Raw genomic sequence first — 20,617 nt, 5'->3', positions numbered from 1 at the left:
CGCCGTCTCAGCCGAGTTGGGGCGTCGTCCGCCCGACCGTCCGTTGCAGGTCGCTCATCGCGGCCTGGAAGTCGGCTCGGTCGGTGTTCTTGAAGCGCCGGAAGAACCAGTCCGGGACGCGGGTGTGCCGTTGCCGGGACTGGAAGATCACATCCTGCACCTGCCGGGCCAGCACGAGCAGGGCGGCCGGGTCGTCCCCGGCGGCGATCCGGGTCTCCAGCAGTTCCATGACGCGCTCCCGCTCCGCTGCCACCTCCCACTGCGTCCGGCACACCTCCAGCGCCATCATGACCGCGCCGAGGGAGGGCACGTACCACAGCAGCACCAGGTCGAGCACGTCCATCCGGGCGGCGAGGCCGACGACGAGCCCCGCGCCCAGCCAGCTCAGCAGCGCGGCCAGCACGGTCCGGGCGTAGCGGCGGCGTACGCGGGCGCCCCAGCCGAGGTTCTGCTGCTGGCAGGCGAGCACGTCGTAGGGGTGCGGAAGTGCGGGGATCTCGTAGTAGTCGCGCAGTTCCGCCTCCTCGCCCCGGAAGCGGCGGCTGAGGCTGCTGACCTCCTGCGGCGCGGGCGGGGTGCCGGCCAGGGCGGTGTTCCAGGCCAGACGGTACAGCCGCACGTCGAACAGCTCCTGCAGCAGCGCGGCCCGCCGGGCCTCGGCGCTTTCCCAGGCGGTCAGGCCGACGGAGTGGGCCACGGCCCACAGCCCGCCCAACACCGTCACGACGACCGTGAGTCCGGGGACGAAGGCGGTGACGAGCCCGGCGGCCGCCAGCAGGAGCGAGACGCCGGTGCGGGCGTTGGCCAGCCGCTGCGCCCTGCTGTGCGACACGCTCATGGCGCGCAGCCGGTGCAGTGCCGTATCGGCGTTCTGCTCGACCAGAATGCGGGAACTGCCGTTCGCCCCACTGCCCATGACCTCCCCCTCGCCCTCGGCTCTCCTCACCAACTGTGCCCTTCGGTCCACCCGCTGTACACAGGACGTGCGTGCCTCAACCCGACGTCCCATCCCGGCCGTTGGTGCCAGAACCACCCTCCAGGCGCGGGGGCGCCGGCCCGGTGGGCCGACGAGTGCGCGGTGACCGTACGGCCCGTACGGCCCAGGTGGGCACCGTCCGGAAGGGGCTGCACCGGAGCGGTGCCGACGGCCGTGCGATCACTCCGGGCCCGGGCGGCACCACTGCCGGCCGACCGGTGCGGGGAGCATGCCGCCCTTCAGCGGGCCCAGCGCGCCTCCCCGCTCCGGTGCCGGGCCGGAGGGGCCCGACCTGCGCCGCGGGGTCACCTGCCACGCCCGCGGCGTCCACTACCTGCTCACCCAGGGCGACGTCAGGTGCTCAGTGGGACACGACGACGTGGGAGCGGGCCGGGGTCGTCGAGCCGGGATCACGGCGGTGGGCGTCCGACGCGTCGTCCAGCAGATGACGGAATTCCTGATTCACCCGCCCACTGGTCGAGGTGTGCCACGCGCGGGAGAGGAAACGCCGTCCCCATCTCTCTCGTCTGTCATGCGGGGTGCTCTGCGTGTTTCATGGAGGTGTGGTCTGCGGTGCGCGACCATACGGACGCGGCACAGCAGATTTTCCAGCCGGTGGCGCCATGGCGCGCTGATCGGCTGGGTCGACGCGCGCGAACACCGAGACAGGAAAGAAGGACGGGCATGTCCGGCAGTGAAAGCGAGAACCCGGCAATCCCTTCGCCGACGCCCACACCGACTCGGCGGCCCAGGACGAACCGGGACTGGTGGCCGAATCAGCTGGACCTTCAGGTTCTCCACCAGCATTCGCCCCGGTCCAACCCGATGGACGAGGACTTCGACTACGCGAAAGAGTTCGCGACCCTCGACGTCGACGCGCTGAAGCGTGACGTCTTCGAGGTGATGACGACATCCCAGGACTGGTGGCCTGCCGACTACGGTCACTACGGGCCGCTCTTCATCAGGATGAGCTGGCATGCCGCGGGAACGTACCGCATCGCGGACGGCCGCGGCGGTGGCGGCAGCGGCGCACAGCGCTTCGCCCCGCTCAACAGCTGGCCGGACAACGCGAGCCTGGACAAGGCACGCCGTCTGCTCTGGCCGGTCAAACAGAAGTACGGCCGGAAAATCTCCTGGGCCGATCTTCTGGTCTTCGCCGGAAACTGTGCCATGGAATCCATGGGGTTCAAGACGTTCGGGTTCGGTTTCGGACGAGAGGACATCTGGGAACCCGAGGAGATCTTCTGGGGGCCCGAGGACACATGGCTCGGAGACGAACGCTACAGCGGCGACAGGGAACTCACCGGTCCTTTCGCCGCCGTGCAGATGGGACTGATCTACGTCAATCCGGAGGGGCCCAACGGAAACCCGGACCCCATGGCTGCCGCCCGGGACATTCGGGAGACGTTCGGGCGCATGGCGATGAATGACGAGGAGACCGTCGCGCTCATCGTCGGCGGCCACACCTTCGGAAAGTGTCATGGCGCGGTCGACCCCAGTTATATCGGCCCGGAACCCGAGGCCGCCCCGATCGAGCAGCAGGGTCTCGGCTGGCGGAACACCTACGGCAGCGGCAAGGGCCCCGACGCGCTCACCAGTGGTCTGGAGGGCGCGTGGACCCACCGGCCGACCACGTGGGACAACGGGTACCTGGACAACCTCTACGGGTACGAGTGGGAGCTGACGAGCAGCCCCGCCGGCGCCCACCAGTGGACTCCGACGGATCCCGCGGCCAGGAGCACCGTGCCCGACGCCCATGATCCGTCGAAGCGGCACGCCCCGATGATGCTGACGACGGACATCGCGCTGAGGGTGGACCCGGTCTACGGGCCGATCACGAAGAGGTTCCACGAGAACCCGGACGAGCTCGCGGTGGCGTTCGCCAAGGCGTGGTACAAACTGCTGCACCGCGACATGGGACCCGTCTCGCGTTACCTCGGCCCGTGGATTCCCGAGCCGCAGCTGTGGCAGGACCCGGTGCCCGACGTCGATCACGAGCTGGTCGGGGACGAGGACATCGCCGCCCTCAAGAGCAGGATCCTCGCCTCGGGTCTGTCCCTCTCCCAGCTGGTCACCACCGCCTGGGCGTCGGCGGCAAGCTTCCGCGGCACCGACAAGCGCGGCGGGGCGAACGGGGCGCGGATCCGGCTCGCGCCGCAGAAGGACTGGGAACTCAACGACCTCCCGGAGGTGACCGAGGTTCTGCGCACGCTGGAGCGGATCCAGCAGGACTTCAACCAATCCCAGACCGGCGGAACGCGGGTCTCCCTCGCCGACCTGATCGTCCTCGGCGGGTGCGCAGCCGTCGAGCAGGCCGCGAGGAACGCCGGGTACGACATCACGGTCCCGTTCGCTCCCGGGCGTACGGACGCCTCGCAGGAGCAGACGGACGTGGAGTCGTTCGCCGTGCTGGAGCCCAAGGCGGACGCATTCCGCAACTACCTCCCGGCGGGCGAGAAACTGTCGCCGGAGACCCTCATGCTGGACCGCGCCAACCTGCTGACGCTGACCGCTCCCGAGATGACGGTGCTGATCGGCGGCATGCGGGCCCTGAACACCGGCTTCAAGGGGTCCCCGCACGGTGTCTTCACCCACCGGCCCGGCGCCCTGACCAACGACTTCTTCGTCAACCTGCTCGACATGGGCACGGAGTGGAAGGCGTCGGCCACGGACGAGAACGTGTACGAAGGCCGGGATCGCGCCACCGGCGAGGTCAAGTGGACCGCCACCGCGGTCGACCTGATCTTCGGTGCGCACGCCCAGCTCCGAGCCGTCTCGGAGGTCTACGCGTGCCGGGATGCGGGAGAGAAGTTCGTCCGTGACTTCGTGGCAGCGTGGAACAAGGTGATGAATCTCGACCGGTTCGACCTCGCCTGAGCCCGACGTCCCGGTCGGCCCTCGTCGGCCGACCGGGACGTGGCGCCGCAACACCCGCTCATGGCGCCCGACCGCCCCGGGTCTCCGAAGACGGCCGGGACGAAGGGACGGACGGAGACCGGCCGTTACCCGAGGCGCATGGCCGGCGCCGGCCTGTCGTTCCGCTGGCTGGATGCCTGCCCGTACAAGCACTTCGCCGACCGGGAGACACTGCTGGCCGTTTCGACCTGCTGTGCGTCGCCGGCGCCGCGCACGGGCTTGCCGTGTTCCTCGCCAAGGGCTGTTCGGAGGAACGACATTCTCTTCCTCGCCGACGAGGTCGTGACCGCGTTCGGCCGCACAGGGGCCATGTCCGCCACCACCGAATTCGGACTGAGCCCTGACCTGATCACCCTGGCGAAGGGGCTCTCCTCCGCGTATGCGCCGATCTCCGCCGTCATGGTGGGGCTACTCCGGGCATCCGGTGGCAGCGGCCGTCGCGCGCGAGACCCTCGCCGTCCTCGCCGACGAGGACATTCCCGCCCACGTACGGGACACGGCGCCCAGGCTCATGCAATGCCTCGACGTCTTCGGCGACACCGTCGCCTTCGCGCCGCCGCTGGTCAGCAGGCCGAGAAGTCGTACCGCTCGGTTCTGGCCGAGCCGCGTTCCGTGTACCGGCAGCGGCTGCTGTCAGTCCGCGAACCGACGGATGTCGGAGAGGATCCTCGACGCGACCCTCTCCAGAGGACGCTTGAGGGACTCCACCTCCAGGTTGTCCGGCCGAACGAGCGTGACGACGCCTGTGCCTCCGGAGGGGAGGGAGACGGGCGCGGCGATGCAGTTGCAGCCCGGATGCACCTCCTGGTACTCGGCGGCCATTTGTCCGGAGGCGAGCGCCAGCCAGATCGCCGAGGCCGGATGCACGGCGGCCCGTCGTTGTTCTGCCGGGGGCATCACACGGCGGAAATGCGGTCCGAACGCGCACCACAGGGTCTCCAGGGCGTCTCCGGACTCCCGGTGCAGCAACAGGGTCGCGCCGGTGGCCTGGGACAGCGCGTGCAGTCGCGGACGCGCGACGAGCGCCAGAGGTGAGGGCCGGTGTGCTGTCCGCGCCAGATCGCCGAAGCCCGGCGCGAGTGCCCACTGGTGATCGCGGCGCGTCACGATGCCTTCCCGGGCCATCTGCTCCAGGAGCCGGTGGGCTGTCGTCTTCGGCAGGCCCACCACCGACGCAAGCTCGGTCACGCCGACAGGCCGCTGCGCCCGGCTCAGGACACGTACGAGCGCGAACGCGTTGTGCACCACGCCGGCGGGTGCGGCTTCCTCGTCGGTCATTTCCTGGATCTTCCGTGCACGACAGTCGAGTCTCAGGACACGTGGAAAGCGTAGTGGAATGTTTCCGGGCAGGCGACGGGAGGCTGTTTCGCATTCTTCCGGAAATACCGAACCAGGTCACTGAGTGTGAGAGCCGGTGGACATGAAGTCGGCGGCCCGTTCGGCGATGGCCAGCACGGCTGCGTTCGTGTTGGCCGAGACGATGGACGGCATGACGGAAGCATCTGCTACGCGGAGACCGGTGACGCCGTGCACGCGCAGCCGGTCGTCCACGACGGACTTTTCATCGCTTCCGATGCGGCAGGTACCGGCGTAATGAAAATAGGTGGTGAGACTTTCGCGCACATGCCGTCGCAGCGCTGACGCGTCACGGAAGCCGGGTCCGGGAAGCACTTCGGATCCTCGCCACGCGGAAAGAGCGCGCGCCTCGCCGATCTCGCGGGCCCGTTGCAGACCGAGTACCAGGGCCTCGACGTCGCGATGGTCCTGCAGGTAAGTCGGGTTCACCAGCGGTGCCACGTCAGGCTCTCGGCTGGCCAGACGCACCCACCCTCGGCTCCGCGGGGCCATAAGGCTCACGACGATCGAGTAGCCCTCCGCAGGCCCCTTCAACGCGGGACTGTGATAAGGAAGCGTGACGAACAAAGCCTGCAGATCGGGCCGGCTGGTCAGCTCACTGCCCAGCAGAACACTGGCCTCGCCGTGATTGTTGTGGCTCACCGGAATCGGTGCCGCGGCGCTGTAGACGATACTGGTCTGCGGATGGTCCTGGAAATGGGATCCCACTCCGGGGAGGTCCGCCACCACGTCGACGCCGACATCGCGCAGATGTTTTGCGGGCCCGATGCCTGACAGCATCAACAGGTGAGGTGAGCCGATCGCCCCCGCCGTCAGAACCACTTCGCGTGAGCAGTCGACCGTCACCTGTTCCTTGCCCTGGGAATAGCACAACCCGACGCAACGGTCACGGACCATCCGAAGGCGATGGACGAATGCGTCGGTGACGACGTCCAGGTTCGGTCGACGCAGCACGGGCCGCAGATAGGCGTCCGCCGCGCTCTGCCGCTGCCCCGCGACGATGTTGAGATCGTGAAGACCTGCCCCCACCTCCAGGCCGCCGGAGGGATCGACGGCACGCGCGTGTCCGGCCTCGACGGCCGCTTCCACGCCTGCCACCGATATCGGATGCGGCCGGGATGCGGGCGCCACCAGCATGGGGCCGTTCACCCCGCGCACGGACGGATCGCGCCCCTGCGTGCTTTCGCTGCGCCGGAAGAAGGGCAGCACGTCCTCGTATCCCCACCCGGGGGCGCCGGCCCGGACCCAGGCGTCGTAGGAGGAACGGTGCCCCCGCAGGAAGGCCATTCCGTTGATGCTGCTCGAACCGCCGATCCCCCGCCCTCGGGGCAGCGGATACGACGCACCCGTGGCGGCCTGTGCCACGGAGACGTCGTTCCAGTCGGCGGAAGATCCCAGCAACGACATCCACGCCTGCGGCGTACGCATGCCAGCCCGGACCGCCGCGCTCCCCGCCTCGATGAGCAGCACTCGCGCTGCCGCGTCTTCCGACAGCCGGGCTGCGACCACGCTCCCGGCCGTCCCCCCGCCGACCACCACATAGTCGTAACCAGTCAGATGAGCCATGGCGAAAGGACCTTTCTGAAGCGGTCCTCTCGATGGAACTCCGCGGGACCGCGCGGCCCAACGCCTGTGCCGGCCAGCGGAACAGCCTTCACGTCCGCTCAAGCCACTTGGCCGGGCGGCATCCGCCGCGCCGCATGATGGCGCCCCGTCCGGGTAGGCGCATGGCTACCGCCTGCTCACGGGAGCCGGCACGGACGGCAGGGAGGGCCTGTGATGACGACGGCATCCGTCGGCACGACGACCGGCTCCGGCACGCAGTTGCCGCAGATCGCGGACCCCCAGAGGATCGCGCCTCAGGACGCCCGCGAGCTGACCCGGATGTTCTTCGAGCGGCTCGCCGTCCTGGAGGAAGGGACCCACGAGTACCAGTACGCGCGCAACACGCTCATCGAGATGAACATGTCGCTGGTGCGGTTCGCCGCCCGCCGGTTCCGCAACAGCGGTCAGGACATGGAGGACGTGGTCCAGGTCGGCACGATCGGCCTGATCAAGGCGATCGACCGGTTCGAGATCTCCCGTGAGGTCCAGTTCACCAGCTTCGCGGTGCCGTACATCGTCGGTGAGATCAAGCGGTTCTTCCGCGACACCTCCTGGTCCGTCCACGTGCCGCGCCGGCTGCAGGAGGCGCGCGTGGAACTGGCCAAGGCCAACGAGGAACTGCGCAGCCGTCTGGGCCGTTCGCCCAGGGTCAGCGAGCTGGCCGCCCTGATGAACCTGTCGGAGGAGGAGGTCGTCGAGGCGCAGATCGCGGCGAACGGCTACCACTCCACGTCCCTCGACGCCGCCGTCACCCACGACACCGACGACGGCGAGGCAGCCCTCTCCGCCTTCATCGGCGAGGAGGACGGCGCCCTCGCCCTCGTGGAGGACTTCCATGCCCTCGCTCCGCTCGTCGCGGAGCTGAACGAACGGGACCGGCGCATCCTCCATCTGCGGTTCGTCGAGGAGAGGACCCAGGCCCAGATCGGTCAGGAGCTCGGCGTGTCCCAGATGCACGTCTCCCGCCTGGTCTCCCGCCTCCTGGCGCGGCTGCGGTCGGGCATGCTCGCCACGGAGTGATCCGGGGTGCCCGGCCGCCTCACCGCGGGGTGATGTCCTGGCGGGGCAGGCGTACGACGGTCACGAAGAACTCGTCGATCTGGCGGACCGCGGCGATGAACTGGTCGAGGTCGACGGGCTTGGTGACGTAGGCGTTGGCGTGCAGCTTGTAGCTGCGCAGGATGTCCTCCTCCGCGGAGGACGTCGTCAACACGACCACGGGGATGTGGGCGAGGTCAGGGTCGGACTTGATGCGTTCCAGAACCTGCCGGCCGTCGTACTTGGGCAGGTTGAGGTCGAGCAGGATCAGGTCCGGGGTCGGGGCCTGGGTGTACGCGCCGCGCCGGTAGAGGAAGTCGAGGGCCTCCTCCCCGTCGCGTGCGACGTGGAGGGTGTTGCCGATCTTGTTGTCCTCGAACGCCTCCCGGGTCATCAGCTCGTCGCCGGGGTCGTCCTCGACCAGGAGGACCTCGATGGGCTCAACTGCGGGGGTGGTCATGCGGGCTGTCCTTCCGGGGTGGTACGGGCGGGCGCTGTCTCGTCGGCCGTACCGGGCGCACCGGCCGGGAGGATGAAGCAGAAGCGGGTGCCCTCGGTGTACGCGGTGTCGATCCAGATGCGACCGCCGTGGAACTCGACGATCTTCTTGCAGAGAGCCAGCCCGATACCCGTGCCGGAGTAGGCGTCGCGGCCGTGCAGGCGCTGGAAGATGACGAAGACCTTCTCGGCGAACTCCTCCGGGATGCCGATGCCGTTGTCCGCCACGCTCAGCCGCCAGCGCGCGCTGCCCTCCTCGGGGTCCGTTTCGGACTCGCAGGTGATGCGGATGCGCGGCGGGCGGTCGGGGTGACGGAACTTGATGGCGTTGCCGAGCAGATTCTGCCAGAGCATCACCAGCAGCATCGGGTCGCCGGTGATCTCCGGCAGCTCGTCGGGACGCTCGATGACGGCGTCCGACTCCTCGGCCGCGGCCGTCAGGTTGGCCATCGCCTTGTCCAGGGACTGGTCCAGCGAGACGGGCACGTTGGCGTCGTTGATCCGGCCGACGCGGGAGAAGGTGAGCAGGTCGTTGATGAGGGTCTGCATGCGCTTGGCGCCGTCCACGGCGAAGGCGATGTACTGCTTCCCCCGGTCGTCCAGTTCGTCGCCGTACCGCTTTTCGAGCAGCTGGCAGAACGAGGCGACCTTGCGCAGCGGTTCCTGCAGGTCGTGGGAGGCCACGTAGGCGAACTGCTCCAGCTCGGCATTGGAGCGGCGCAGTTCCACCGCCTGGGCGTCCAGGTCGGCCGTCTGCTGGGTGAGGTGCTCGTGCCGGGCGTGCGAGGCGTCCAGCTCCGTCACGAGGCGTTGGCGCATGGCCTCGACGTCGTTCGCCATCGCCCGGATGTCGGCGGGCCCCTCGGACGGGATGCGGTGCTGGAACTCGCCCTTGGCCACGCGGCGGGACGCGACGCGCAGCCCGTCCAGCGGCCGGGCGACGAGGGCGTGGACCAGTACGGCGAGGGCGCCACCGGTGAGGAGGAAGACGGCGACCATGGCGCCGAGCACCCAGTCGCGTACGGTGCGCACGTGGGCCAGCTCGCTCCGGGCGCGCTCCCGGGCCTGGGCCAGGTGGGTGTTCTGCTCGGTGAACAGGGTGCGGATGTGCTCGAAGGCCGCCTTGCCGCGGTCCGTGGTGGACTCGTCGACGGTGCGGGGCCTGCCCTGGGTGACGCCGGCGACGAGGGGTTCGGCGTAGGTGCGGCGCCAGTCGGCCGCAGCGCGTTCGATGCCGTCGAGGTCCTGGCGCAGGGTCGCCCGGTCGCCGATCAGCCGGCGCAGGCGGGCGGCGGAGTCCCGCTCGTCCCGTTCGCCTTCGGTGTAGGGCGTGAGGAACTGCGGGTCGGCGGCTATGGCATAGCCGCGCACGCCCGTCTCCTGGTTCAGCAGGGCGTTCTGCAGACGCAGCGCCTCGGCGCTGGCGGGCTGGACGTCCTCGATCAGCTGGTCGGAGACGTGCGCGGTCCGTGCCAGCAGCTCGGTGCCGATCACCGAGCCGGTCACCACCACGGCGACCATCACCGCGAGGGCCATGTGGAACCAGCCCTGCACGGTGATCCGGCTGCGCCGACGGGGGTTGGCGGGCGCAGAAGACGTTGTCACAGTCACGATTCCTTGCTCGGTCGGGGTTGCCGGTTCCACCGCAGGTGCACCACGGCCACGTCGTCGGCGAGACCGCCGTAGTCCTCGGCCATCGCCTCGGCATGGCCGATGAGCTTGTCCACGAACTCCTCGGCGGGCAGGGCGGCGCTCGCGCGGGCCGCCTGCAACAGGCCCTGTTCTCCCAGCCGTTCGTGTCCCGGGCCGGTGCGCCCCTCGAACAGGCCGTCGGTGAACAGGACGATCCCCGCGCCGGCCGGCAGGGTGACGTCCTCCACGGGCCAGCGGGCCATGCCGCTCGGCAGCACCCCGAGCGCCGGCCCGCCCGGCACCTCCCTCCACTCCACCTTGTCGCCGGTGCGCAGCAGCATGCCGGGATGACCGGCGCGCATCACCCGCGCCGAGCGCCCGTCGGGCAGCAGGTGCAGGCTGGTGAGCGTGGCGAAGATCTGCTCACCGGTGCGCTCGGCGATCAGGATCTCCTCCAGGGTGCTCAGTTGCCGGGACCCGGTGGCGCCGCTGACCACCAGCGTCCGCCAGGCGATCCGCAGCCCCACGCCGAGCGCGGCCTCGTCGGGGCCGTGTCCCGAGACGTCGCCGATCAGCGCGTGCACGCTGCCGTCCGGGGTCTGTACGACATCGTAGAAGTCCCCGCCGAGCAGCGCCTGTTCGCGGCCCGGCAGGTAGCGGGCGACCACCTCCAGGTCCGGGGCGGCCCGCAGCAGCGGGGTGGGCAGCAGCCCGCGCTCCAGCCGCCGGTTCTCCTCCGCCCGCAACTGACCCGCCTGGAGCGCCGCGGCCGCCTGTTCGGCCAGCTTGCGCTGTATGGCGTATCTCACGGCGCGGCCGAACAGCTCTGCTTCGACCCGACCCTTGACCAGGTAGTCCTGCGCACCCGCCGCGACCGCCGCCAGACCGGCGCTCTCCTCGGCCAGGCCCGTCAGGACGACCACCGCGACATCCGCGTGCTGCCGTACGCGGGCCACGCCCTCCAGCCCGTGGGAGTCGGGCAGGTGCAGGTCGAGCAGTACGCAGTCCGGGGTCTCCTTGGTCAGTGCCTCACGGGCCTCGGCCAGGGAGCGCACCCAGGTCAGCCGCATGCCCGGAGTGCAGTCGGCGACCAGTTCCTCCACCAGGAGGGCGTCCGCCTCGTCGTCCTCGATCAGAAGCACCGAGGGTTCCTGCCAGGCCCAGGCGGCCCCGGCCGCCGTGGCGGAGCCGGGAACCACCCGTACGCCGACAAGTCCATGCTGTGTTGGGAGCATCCGTCCCTGGTTCCCCCTCGAACGCCTCGGCAGCCCTGCGGACTCTTGATTGCCGTAGGGCAACGAACGAAGAGTACTGGCAGCGTCCCGGTGTGTCTTCACCGGCCTGCCACGGCTACTTGGGCACCCTGGCGCGGATCGTCTTGCCCCGCGCCGCGGACTCCACCGTCATTTCGTCGGCGAGCCTGCCCACCATGAGCAGGCCGAATCCACCGGATCCGGTGAAGTCAGGCGTTCGAGCGCGAGGCGGCGCGGGGTCGCCGTCGCGGACGGCCACGGACACCGCGTCGGGTCCGTCCTCCAGTTCCAGGACGCAGAGGTCGCCTCGGGCGTGCCGTACGGCGTTCGTCACCAGTTCGGAGACGACCAGCTCCACCGCCGAGGCCGTCTTCTCGCGGACCGGGGGCTGAAGGCCGTTCAGAAACGTGCGGGAGGCGCCTCGGGCATGGGCAGCGGCGTCGGAGCGGCGGCCCAGGACGGCACGCGTCCGCGCTCTCGTGGCCTCCCGCAGGTCACGGCTTCCCATGCAACGACCTCCTCCTCGTCGGCGCGTGTGCGGTTCAGTCGGTGTGCGTGCGGCTCCGCGGCACTCTGGCCAACGGGCTCAGCCGTCCATACAACTGGTCGATCGCCTCACGCAACACCGGCCGGTCCGACGGTGCGGCCGTCACCAGGACCTGCTCCAGAAGCTGACGGCGGCGCTGGCGCGTCGCTTCGAGCACGCACCTGCCGGCACCGGTGAGGCAGAACGCGCCGGAGGGGACGCGGCGTACCAGTGTGCGCTGTTCCAGTCTGCCGAACAGCCGCGCCGCGGAGGCGGCGTCGACGCCGAGGCCCTCGGCGACCGCGCCCGGAGTGTCCGGCTCGTTCTCCAGGACGAGCAGAGCGCGCATGTGCTCGCGGGAAATCGTCGGGGCGACGTCCTCATGGGCCCGCCGCCACAACTCGGCCAGCGATTGGACGACGTGTTCCGCCGCGATCGACGCTTCGACGGGTTCGGGATGCACTGACATGGCTTTCCCCTTCCTCGGTGCCGTCGAGAAGCGCCCTTACCCACCTGGCAGGACTTCAGCCTCGCCGCTGTGTTCGAGAACACTGTCATCTGCGCGGCAGGCGGGTAATTCGATGCCGGTGACCGGCCATCCGGAGGACGGGGCCAGTGGCGCATGCCACCACAAAAAAACACGGAGGCGTCAGCCGCCCAGGGCTTCTTCTGCCCCGGCCACGGTGTCGTACACGCCGAGGATCCCGTGGACGCCGGTGATCTTCAGCAGCTGTCGCAGCTGGTTTGCACGATGCGCCGTTCCCCCGAATCCAGGAGATTCAGCAGATCTCTCCTGAAAACCGACCGGCCTTGTATGCACCTCGGCGGATATCACGAGGGGCCGGGCGGCCGCCGGGTACGGCGCGGGCACCGACGCCGAGGACGCTGCCGGACCGCTGTGCGTCTCCTACGATGGCCCGGCCGGCGGTGCTTGCTCGGCGGCCGTTCGGGTACCGCGTTTGAATGAGGGTGGTATCCGTATGGGCAGGCGATTACTGAAAGCGATGTGTTCGTGACTCGTCTCAGCGGCTTCGGGGACGACCAGGCAAGCGGGCCGGACGATGATCCCATGGCGGCCCTCGCGCTGGAGCTCGCCGATGCCGTGGACAGTCTCGCGACCCTGTGGGCCGTCGCCGCGCAGGGAGCGCGGCTGCGCCTGTCGCCGCACCAGCTGCGGGCCCTGCGGATCCTTCAGGCCGCACCCGGGCTCAATCTCACCGCGCTGGCGGAGAGCATGGAGATAGGGATGCCGACGGCGAGCCGGCTGTGCGACCGGCTGGAGGCGGCCGGCCTGCTGGAGCGTGTGCTGCACCCGCAGAAGCGGCGCGAGGTGCAGCTGAACCTCACGGGGCACGGCCGGCAGGTGCTCGACGAGGTGGCCTCCCGCCGGTCGCGGGCGCTCGCCGCCGTGTTCGCGGCCATGGGAACGGGCGACCGGGACGCGCTCAGCCGCGGCCTGCAGGGCTTCCTGGCGGCTCAGGACGGCGTCACGCAGCGCCCGGACCGCCCCGACGCCTGATCGCGTGACCAGGACGCGTCAGCCGCGTCGGCCCTTCCAGTCGAGGCAGACCACGGCGGCGTCGGACATGAGGTCCTTGCTGCCGTAGTGCTCGATCAGCCCCGCGACGACCGAGCGTGCCGTCTCGTGCGGCGGCGCGGACCGGGTCGCGCTGAGGATCTGGCGCAGGGCCCGTTCGCCGAACAGATCGCCTGCCGCCGAGCGGGTGCCGTGCACTCCGGTGCTGACCGCGATCAGGCGGTCGCCGGGCTCGACCTGGAACGTCTGCTCCACGTACAGGGTCTCCTCGAACATGCCGAGCGGCAGCTGCGCTTCCAGCTCGATCCGCTCGGTGTGGTCGCCGCGCTGGCGGAACAGCTGCGGTGACCCGGCGTCGACCGCGCGTACCGCCCCGGAGGTCAGATCGAACTCCAGCAGCAGTGTGGAGGCGTACGCCTTGCCGCCGTACTGGGCGAAGACCGCCTGGTCGGCGAGGCACGCCTGGTCGGCCAGGGGGATGCCGGCGCGGCGGGCGTTGCGCAGGGCGCCGACGGCGAGGCTGGTGAGCAGCGAGGCCTCTATGCCCTGGCCCATGCCGTCGGTCACGGTGAGGATGAGGTGGTCGGCGTCGGCGGACCAGTCGAAGTTGTCCCCGCCGATGGCGTAGGCGGGCTCGAGGTGCGCGCCGATGGCGTACTCCTCGCGGGCCGAGCCGCAGCCGGGCAGCAGCTGCCACTGCATCTCGGCGGCGAGGGTGAGGCGGCGGGTGCGGCGCGCCTGGAGGTAGAGGTCGGTGTCGCGGTCGGCGGTGGCGACCTCGTGGCCGAGCGCCGTGGCGAAGTCGCCGAGCTGGAGCACCGTGTCCGGGTCGACGGGCCCTGCGGGCAGGCGCACCGAGAGGACGCCCATGCGGTCTCCGCGCACGGTGATGGGCAGATGCAGCAGGTGGCCCGGGGGCTCGCGCAGCACCTCGATGACCGGGCTCTGGTTGATGAAGGCGCTGCCCGCCGGGCCGTTGTGGGCGGGCACCGGGGTGCCGGTGTGCGGCAGGTGGGACACCGGTTGCAGCACGGTCAGTCCGTAGTCGGCCAGCAGGAGGGTGACCTCCTCGGCTCCCGCCCGCTCGGCCAGCAGACGGCGGGCGGTGGCGACCAGCGCGTGGGGCGGGGCCGCGCGCAGCAGGGCCTCCGCGGACGGAAGCGATTCAGAGGCTTTCACGGCATCCACCCTCTCGCCTGGTGGCCTCCACGCTACCGCTGCGCGGGCCGGTACCGGCAGCGCTCCTTCCGGCCGGGAGGTCAGGTGCCCTCCGTGCGCCGCTCCGGCCCGGTCGGCGTCATGGTGTGGCACAGCAGCAGACAGACGTCGTCGTCGCGTTCGGAGTCGTGCAGGAGGGGTTTGAGCAGGGCGTCTGCGGCGGCGTCCAGGTCCTGTTCCAGCTCGGGTGCGCTCAGTGCGCCCAGCGCCCGGCCGAGGCGTTCGATGCCGGGGTCGATGCCCTGCGCCCGGCGTTCGACCAGGCCGTCCGTGTACAGCACCAGGGACGAGCCGGGCTGCAGGTCGGCGACATGGTCGGCATAGGTGTACGTCACCGGGATGCCCAGCATGACGCCCGGCTTGTCGCCGAGGACCCGTACGGTTCCGTCGGCGCCGCGCACGACGGCGGGCGGATGGCCGGCCGACGCCCAGACCACCTCGGGTTCGCGGGGCCGGAAGCGGGCGACCAACGCGGTGGCGTACAGGTCGGGTTGCAGGTGCCGGAGCATGTGGTGCAGGCGCGTGAGGATCTGGCCGGGGGTGGAGTTGTCGACGGCGTAGGCGCGCAGCGCGGTGCGCAGCTGGCCCATGACGACGGCGGCGTGCAGCCCGTGGCCGGTGACGTCCCCTATGACGGCCAGCAGGCTTCCGTCGGGCTGGAGGAAGGCGTCGTACCAGTCGCCGCCGATGTTCAGTCCCTGGGTGGCGGGGAGGTAGCGCGCGGCCAGGAGCAGCCCGGGGACGGCGGGCAGGTCGGTCAGCTGGGCGCGCTGCAGGGTGTCGGCGGTGTCGCGGTAGCGCTCGTAACGGCGGGCGTTGTCCAGGGCGATGCCGGCGCGGCGGGCGAGTTCGACCAGCATCACGCAGGTGTCGGGGTCGAAGCGGGGGCCGGGCGCGGTGAGGGTGAGGACGCCCAGCAGGCTGTGGGCTCCCAGGGGGATGGCCAGCAGGGGCCGCTCGGGAGACAGCGCGGAGGGCGGGAGGTCGCCGATGCCGGGCAGGTTGCCGGGGTGGGGGGCCGCGTGCTGGGGGCGGCCCGTGCGGGCGGCGGCCACTGCGGCCGCCGAGTGCTCCCGCACCCGGTGGGGCCGCTCGTCGTCGTGGTCCTCGTCGAAGAGCCAGACGTCGAGGTCGGCCGCGTAGTCCGGGATCAGCAGTTCGGACAGCCGGCGCAGGACGGCCGTGGGGCTGAGGGACGCCGTGATGGCGGCGCTGGCGTCACCGAGGAAGGTCAGCAGGCGCCGGGCCCGCTCCGCCTCGGCGCGGGCGGCCCGCTCGGCGTCGAGCAGTTCCCGCTGGGCCCGTACGGCGGCTTGGAGGTCGGAGTGCAGTGCCAGCACGCCCTGGTTGGTGTCGTGCAGCTCCTCCCGGTGCAGCCGGATGAGGTGTTCCTGTTCGTCCAGCAGGCTCAGCAGGGCTGCGGTGTTCTCGTCGGCGTGCAGGAGGGCCTCGGGCAGCGGCAGGCCGGCGCGGGGAGGGTGCCCGGAGGGCGGGTGGGGCACGGGGCAGCTGAGGGCGGGCTCGCCGTCCGGGGCCGCCAGGGCGGAGCCGACCGGCCGCAGCGAGACGTCGAGCCGGCCGTCCTTGTGCGCGGTGTGCCGCAGGTGGAGCAGGAGTTCCCACTCGCCGCCCCGGCCCAGGCAGTGGCACAGCCGGGCCGTGAGCGAGGTGAGGAAGCGGGCCCGCTCCAGCGCCGGGGTCTCGCCGTCGGTGAGGACGCGGTCGACGGCGGCACGGGCCAGGGCCGCGTCGGTGGCGGACGCGATCTTCCAGACGTCGGGAATTGCGGTCATGGAGGTCCGTCCGGGGGTTCGGGGGCCAGGACGGCCACGCTGGTGTCGTCGCGCAGCGGGCGTGCCGCGCTGCCGGCGTCCCGCAGGACGACCGCGGCCGTCACGGCCGGGTCGTGGCCGAGGAGCTGGGAGTCGTGCGGTGGCTCCCAGCGGCCGGGCAGCCCGTCGCTGTGCAGGACGAGCAGGCTGTCCGGCCGCCACGACGACTGCTGTACGGGCACGGTGGCGGGAAAGTGTGCTCCGACGATGCCCGGGTGGGAGATGACAGGCTGCCACTCGTCGTCGGTGCGGAGCCGGGCGCCGATGTTGCCGACGCCGGCGAAGGACAGCCGGCCGGTGCTCTCGTCGAGCTGGGCGACGGCGACGGCCGCACCGCGCGTGGTCCGCAACGCCTCGTGGAGGCGGCGCAGGATGTCGGCCGGCGGCAGGTCGGCGCTCGTGTGCAGTTCCTCCACGGCGGCGGTGGACGCCTCGGCCGCCTTGCCGCCGTGGCCGAGTCCGTCGGCGAGCAGCAGGGTGACCGTCGCACCGGAGCGCACCCAGGTGAAGGCGTCGCCGGAGTGCTCGGCATGGGCGAGCGAGGTGACGACGCCCCCGGCCCGGGCGCCCGCCGCGGAGTGGGCCGGTCCCGGGGACGAGGTGCGCGGGGGACGCGCGGGCCTGATACGCGCCACGGCGACGGTGCCCCGGCCCGGCCTGCTGTGCAGGTCGAAGTCGCTCGAGACGCGCAGGCAGGTCCCCAGGCCCGCGCCGAGCGAGGAGGAGGCGGTGGTGTGCCCGTCCCGCAGTGCCGCCTGTACGTTGCCGATCCCCGGCCCGTGGTCGAGCGAGGTGATCTGCACCCCGGGCACGGCTTCCGCTCGGGTGTCGCAGGGACCGGTCAGGTTGATCAGGATGCGGCCGCCGCTGGCGTGCTTGACGAGGTTGGTCGCCAGCTCGGTGGCCACCAGCGCCGCGCCCGCGGTGGAGTGGGCGTCCAGCCCGGTGCGGGCGCAGGCGGCTTCGGCGGCCACGCGCACGTCCCGCACCCGGGTGCTGTCCTGGACGGGGATGTCCCAGACCCGGCTCATGGCGCACCCGTGCGCGGGCCGGGCACGCCCGTGGCCCAGTCGGTGACGGTGACGGTCGTGCCCTTGCCGGGACGGCTGTCGAGCGTGAACTCCTGGACGAGCCGTTTGGCGCCGCTCAGGCCCAGGCCCAGGCCGCCGCCGGTGGTGTAGCCGTCGGTCATGGCCAGGTCGATGTCCCGGATGCCGGGGCCGTCGTCGACGAACGACAGCCGCAGTCCGCACCTGCCCCCCTCTTCCAGGACCGTCATCTCCATGGACCCGCCACCGCCGTGCACCAGCGTGTTGCGGGCCAGTTCACTGACCGCGGTGACCAGCTTCGTCTGCTGGACCAGACTGAAGCCGAGGTCCGCCGCGGCCCGGCGTACGCGCTGGCGTACCCAGGCCAGGTCCGCGTCCGAGCCGATGGGCAGACGCGTGGTCGGCGCGAGTGGGGCATGCATCATGCACCCTCTTCCGGGTGAGCGGGTGAGGCTGCCGAGGGGGCACGGCCCAGCAGGGACAGCGCCCTCTCGACGTCCAGGGCCGTGACCAGGCCGGGCAGGGTGAGGCCCAGCTCGACCAGGGTGATGGCCACGGCGGGACGCATGCCGGCCAGCACCGTCCTGGCTGCCAGCAGGTGTGCGTTCGCGGCGATCTCGGCCAGGATGCGGCCGAGGAAGGAGTCGACCATCTCCACTCCGGAGATGTCGATCACGACACCGCCCACCGGCACCGGGCCGGCCGCGATGCGGTGGGCGAGGTCGTCCTTGAGCTGTTCGGCCGCCCCGTCGTGCAGCTCGCCTTGCAGGGTGACCAGCAGGACGTCTCCCAGCGCCAGGACCGGCACCGTACCCGCGTGGTCGAAGAAGCCGGTCACCGTGCGTTCGCTCCCGCGTCCGGGCGTGGCGAGACGACGATGCCCTGCTGGGTGAGCGCGTGGGCCAGGGCGTCGGCGAGGCCGGCCCGCGTGATGATCGACCCCAGGTCGATGCCGAGGTGCACGATGGTCTGGGCGATCGCGGGGCGGATGCCGGAGACGATGCACTCCGCGCCCATCAGGCGGGCCGCGGCGACGGTCTTCATCAGGTGCTGGGCGACGAGGGAGTCGACGGTCGGCACGCCGGTGATGTCGAGGATGGCGTACCGGGCCCGCTGCTCGACGATGGCCTCCAGCAGGCTCTCCATCACCACCTGGCTGCGGGCGCTGTCCAGGGTGCCGATCAGCGGTACGGCGATGACGCCCTCCCACAGCCTGATGACCGGCGTGGCCACCTCCATCAGCTGCTGGCGCTGCCGGGCGATCAGCTCCTCCCCCGCGCTGAGGGTCGTCTCCATGACCACCAGACGCAGCGTCCCTATGAGCACCGACAGCGCGAGCGCGCACGCGTGCGCGTGCTCGTCGGCGGACTCGAACTCGGCTCGCAGCAACGCGGCGGCCGGTTCGCGCAGCCCGGCGACCTCCGCGGCGATCTGCGCGGGGCTGGATCCGGCCCGGGCGCGGGAGGCGGCCATCCGGCCGAGCTGGTCCTTCACGGCGCCGAAGCCCGGAGCGTCGATGTCCTCCAGCCGCCCGGAGCGGGCCACCTCGGCCAGGGCGTCCACCACGGCCTTGCACGCCTCGACCGCCTCGTCCCGGGAGACGGTGAACACCGTGCTGAACAGAGCGGCGTCCGCCCACCGCTGGGCGATCTGCTCGCGCCGCCGCTCCAGGAAGCCACCCAGCTCCTGCACGACCTCGGGGGCCACGTCGTGCTGCACCGCCACCTGCATCGTCTCCCTGCTGCGCGCTCGGCGGCCCGCCTGGACGGCAAGCCATGGAACAATTATTGCTTTATGGCAAGCGTCGGCGCGACGGTATCGGCCGAACCACACGCGATCGTCACATTCGGCCCACCGACACCGGCCCGCCGCCCGGGCTCCTGCCCCGCCAGTCCAGACACACCACCAGGGCGTCGTCGTCCGGCGCCGGCCTGCCGCGGTGCCCGGTCAGCTCGCGCAGGATGGCGCGCGGCACCTCGGCGGCGGGCAGCAGCCGGGTGGCCTGGATGGCCCGGGCCAGCGCAGCGTCCCCGTACGTCTCGCCCTTGGGCGAGGCGACGGCGTGCACGCCGTCGCTGACGAAGACGAGCCGGTCACCGGGCTCGACCTGGAACTCCTGGGCCACATAGTCGGTCTCCTCGAACATGCCCAACGGAAGCTGGGCGTCGAAGGTGACGCGCTCCACGGTGCCGCCCCGCAGCCGCAGCAGCTGAGGCGAGCCCGCGTCCACGACACTGGCCCGGCCGGTGTCGAGGTCGAAGTCGAACATGAGCACGGACAGGTAGCAGCGCCCCTGGTAGTGCGCGTAGACTGCCTGGTCGGCCAGGGCCGCCTGGTCGGCGATCGAGATGCCGGCGCGCCGCGCGTTGCGCAGGGCGTTGATGGCCAGGTTGGTCAGCAGGGAGGCCTCTATGCCCTCGCCCATGCCGTTGGTGACGTAGAGCATCAGGTGGTCGGCCGTCGCGGACCAGTCGAAGTTGTCGCCGAAGATGGCGTACGCCGGCTCCAGTTGAGCCCCCAGCTCGTACTCGGGGCGGGAGCAGGAGCGGCCGGGCAGCAGCTGCCACTGCATCTCGGCGGCCAGCGTGAGCCGGTCCTTGCGCCGCGCCTGCAGGTACACGTCGGTGTCCCGCTCGGCCACGATCAGCTCGTGTCCCAGCACCTCGGCGATATCGGCCAGCTCGGGCTCCCAGCGGCGTACCGCCTCGCTCCCGGGCAGGGTCACGGACAGCACGCCGAGCCGGTCGCCGCGCACCGTCACCGGCAGGTGCAGGCGGGCCCGCCCGTCCCGGCCCTCCTCGCAGTACGGCTTCTGCGAGCCGAAGGCCCGGCCGGCCGGGCTGTTGTGCACCGACACCGGCTCCAGCGTGTGGGGCGGCACCGCGACCGGCTGAAGCACCGTCAGGCCGTAGTCGGCCATCAACAGCTCGACGTCTTCCGCGCCGTACTGCTCGATCAGTACGACGCGCACGGCGTCGGGCAACTCATGGGGAGCCGCCGTGCGCAGAGCGCGTTCAGCGGCATGGAATCTCTTCACGATGGGAAACACACCAACCTTTCGCCGGACAACGTAGGGGCCTCGCTCACGAGGCCGAACTCCCGCTTGAGCCACGTCGGTCGCACCGGATCGGCTCCGGCCGCGCGTGCGCCTAGTACGCTGACAGGCGCCCCAGTGCCTGCG

General features: G+C 71.1%; 19 protein-coding genes and 1 pseudogene. 4 read left to right on the top strand and 16 right to left on the bottom strand.

Annotated elements, in window-relative coordinates:
• Window positions 1–7: 7 nt before the first annotated feature.
• Window positions 8–916 (bottom strand): S-4TM family putative pore-forming effector, encoded by a 909-nt coding sequence (locus AB0950_RS09000; protein WP_360574059.1) that lies wholly within the window; start codon window positions 914–916, stop codon window positions 8–10.
• 744 nt (window positions 917–1,660) lie between these two features.
• On the opposite strand from AB0950_RS09000, the gene katG reads away from it, so the two are divergent.
• Window positions 1,661–3,853 carry a catalase/peroxidase HPI gene (katG, locus tag AB0950_RS08995; protein WP_366778160.1) on the top strand — a complete coding sequence of 731 codons (2,193 nt, stop codon included), beginning with the start codon at window positions 1,661–1,663 and terminating at the stop codon, window positions 3,851–3,853.
• Between the two features lie 125 nt (window positions 3,854–3,978).
• On the opposite strand, the gene AB0950_RS08990 is transcribed toward katG, so the two are convergent.
• A complete protein-coding gene (locus AB0950_RS08990) occupies window positions 3,979–4,293 on the bottom strand; it encodes a hypothetical protein (protein ID WP_360574063.1) in 315 nt (104 codons plus the stop codon).
• Here AB0950_RS08990 and AB0950_RS08985 point away from each other — a divergent pair.
• Window positions 4,175–4,927, top strand: a complete 753-nt coding sequence (locus tag AB0950_RS08985; RefSeq protein ID WP_360574328.1) for a hypothetical protein — start codon at window positions 4,175–4,177, stop codon at window positions 4,925–4,927. The genes AB0950_RS08990 and AB0950_RS08985 overlap by 119 nt on opposite strands.
• Window positions 4,928–4,999: 72 nt before the next feature.
• Here AB0950_RS08985 and AB0950_RS08980 read toward each other — a convergent pair.
• Window positions 5,000–5,170, bottom strand: a pseudogene (locus AB0950_RS08980) (helix-turn-helix domain-containing protein); the annotation flags it as partial.
• Between the two features lie 117 nt (window positions 5,171–5,287).
• The gene (locus AB0950_RS08975) at window positions 5,288–6,814 is read right to left on the bottom strand and encodes a GMC family oxidoreductase N-terminal domain-containing protein (RefSeq protein WP_366778159.1); all 1,527 of its coding nucleotides are present in this window, start codon (window positions 6,812–6,814) and stop codon (window positions 5,288–5,290) included.
• A 213-nt stretch (window positions 6,815–7,027) separates the two neighbouring features.
• Here AB0950_RS08975 and AB0950_RS08970 point away from each other — a divergent pair, with 213 nt between their 5' ends.
• Complete coding sequence (locus tag AB0950_RS08970; RefSeq protein WP_360160540.1) at window positions 7,028–7,873, top strand: RNA polymerase sigma factor SigF; 846 nt, start codon at window positions 7,028–7,030, stop codon at window positions 7,871–7,873.
• A gap of 19 nt (window positions 7,874–7,892) precedes the next feature.
• On the opposite strand, the gene AB0950_RS08965 is transcribed toward AB0950_RS08970, so the two are convergent.
• From AB0950_RS08965 to AB0950_RS08945, 5 genes are all read right to left on the bottom strand, one after another.
• Window positions 7,893–8,351 (bottom strand): response regulator, encoded by a 459-nt coding sequence (locus tag AB0950_RS08965; RefSeq protein WP_360160541.1) that lies wholly within the window; start codon window positions 8,349–8,351, stop codon window positions 7,893–7,895.
• A complete protein-coding gene (locus AB0950_RS08960) occupies window positions 8,348–9,925 on the bottom strand; it encodes a CHASE3 domain-containing protein (RefSeq protein ID WP_366778184.1) in 1,578 nt (525 codons plus the stop codon). The genes AB0950_RS08965 and AB0950_RS08960 overlap by 4 nt, the downstream gene beginning before the upstream one ends.
• A gap of 71 nt (window positions 9,926–9,996) precedes the next feature.
• On the bottom strand, window positions 9,997–11,256 hold the full coding sequence (locus AB0950_RS08955) for a fused response regulator/phosphatase (RefSeq protein ID WP_360160542.1): 1,260 nt from the start codon (window positions 11,254–11,256) through the stop codon (window positions 9,997–9,999).
• 115 nt (window positions 11,257–11,371) lie between these two features.
• On the bottom strand, window positions 11,372–11,782 hold the full coding sequence (locus AB0950_RS08950) for an ATP-binding protein (RefSeq protein WP_360160543.1): 411 nt from the start codon (window positions 11,780–11,782) through the stop codon (window positions 11,372–11,374).
• Between the two features lie 34 nt (window positions 11,783–11,816).
• Window positions 11,817–12,263 (bottom strand): MarR family transcriptional regulator, encoded by a 447-nt coding sequence (locus tag AB0950_RS08945; protein ID WP_360574071.1) that lies wholly within the window; start codon window positions 12,261–12,263, stop codon window positions 11,817–11,819.
• 549 nt (window positions 12,264–12,812) lie between these two features.
• On the opposite strand from AB0950_RS08945, the gene AB0950_RS08940 reads away from it, so the two are divergent.
• Window positions 12,813–13,319 (top strand): MarR family transcriptional regulator, encoded by a 507-nt coding sequence (locus AB0950_RS08940; RefSeq protein ID WP_360160545.1) that lies wholly within the window; start codon window positions 12,813–12,815, stop codon window positions 13,317–13,319.
• Window positions 13,320–13,337: 18 nt separating this feature from the next.
• On the opposite strand, the gene AB0950_RS08935 is transcribed toward AB0950_RS08940, so the two are convergent.
• The 7 genes from AB0950_RS08935 to AB0950_RS08905 form a co-directional block, all read right to left on the bottom strand.
• On the bottom strand, window positions 13,338–14,525 hold the full coding sequence (locus AB0950_RS08935; protein WP_366778158.1) for a PP2C family protein-serine/threonine phosphatase: 1,188 nt from the start codon (window positions 14,523–14,525) through the stop codon (window positions 13,338–13,340).
• A 71-nt stretch (window positions 14,526–14,596) separates the two neighbouring features.
• The gene (locus AB0950_RS08930) at window positions 14,597–16,348 is read right to left on the bottom strand and encodes a GAF domain-containing SpoIIE family protein phosphatase (RefSeq protein ID WP_360160547.1); all 1,752 of its coding nucleotides are present in this window, start codon (window positions 16,346–16,348) and stop codon (window positions 14,597–14,599) included.
• A complete protein-coding gene (locus tag AB0950_RS08925; RefSeq protein ID WP_366778157.1) occupies window positions 16,345–17,418 on the bottom strand; it encodes an ATP-binding SpoIIE family protein phosphatase in 1,074 nt (357 codons plus the stop codon). Before AB0950_RS08925 ends, AB0950_RS08930 begins: the two co-directional genes overlap by 4 nt.
• Window positions 17,415–17,858 (bottom strand): anti-sigma regulatory factor, encoded by a 444-nt coding sequence (locus tag AB0950_RS08920; RefSeq protein WP_366778183.1) that lies wholly within the window; start codon window positions 17,856–17,858, stop codon window positions 17,415–17,417. Before AB0950_RS08920 ends, AB0950_RS08925 begins: the two co-directional genes overlap by 4 nt.
• The gene (locus tag AB0950_RS08915; RefSeq protein WP_360160549.1) at window positions 17,858–18,274 is read right to left on the bottom strand and encodes an STAS domain-containing protein; all 417 of its coding nucleotides are present in this window, start codon (window positions 18,272–18,274) and stop codon (window positions 17,858–17,860) included. The genes AB0950_RS08920 and AB0950_RS08915 overlap by 1 nt, the downstream gene beginning before the upstream one ends.
• A complete protein-coding gene (locus tag AB0950_RS08910; protein ID WP_366778156.1) occupies window positions 18,271–19,167 on the bottom strand; it encodes an STAS domain-containing protein in 897 nt (298 codons plus the stop codon). Before AB0950_RS08910 ends, AB0950_RS08915 begins: the two co-directional genes overlap by 4 nt.
• A gap of 109 nt (window positions 19,168–19,276) precedes the next feature.
• A complete protein-coding gene (locus AB0950_RS08905) occupies window positions 19,277–20,473 on the bottom strand; it encodes a PP2C family protein-serine/threonine phosphatase (protein ID WP_360160551.1) in 1,197 nt (398 codons plus the stop codon).
• Window positions 20,474–20,617 lie beyond the last annotated feature (144 nt).

The sequence above is a fragment of the Streptomyces sp. NPDC007189 genome (assembly GCF_040703635.1).
Taxonomy (GTDB): domain Bacteria; phylum Actinomycetota; class Actinomycetes; order Streptomycetales; family Streptomycetaceae; genus Streptomyces.
Note: the sequence above shows the minus strand (reverse complement) of the source record. Positions and strands in the feature narration are given on the sequence as shown.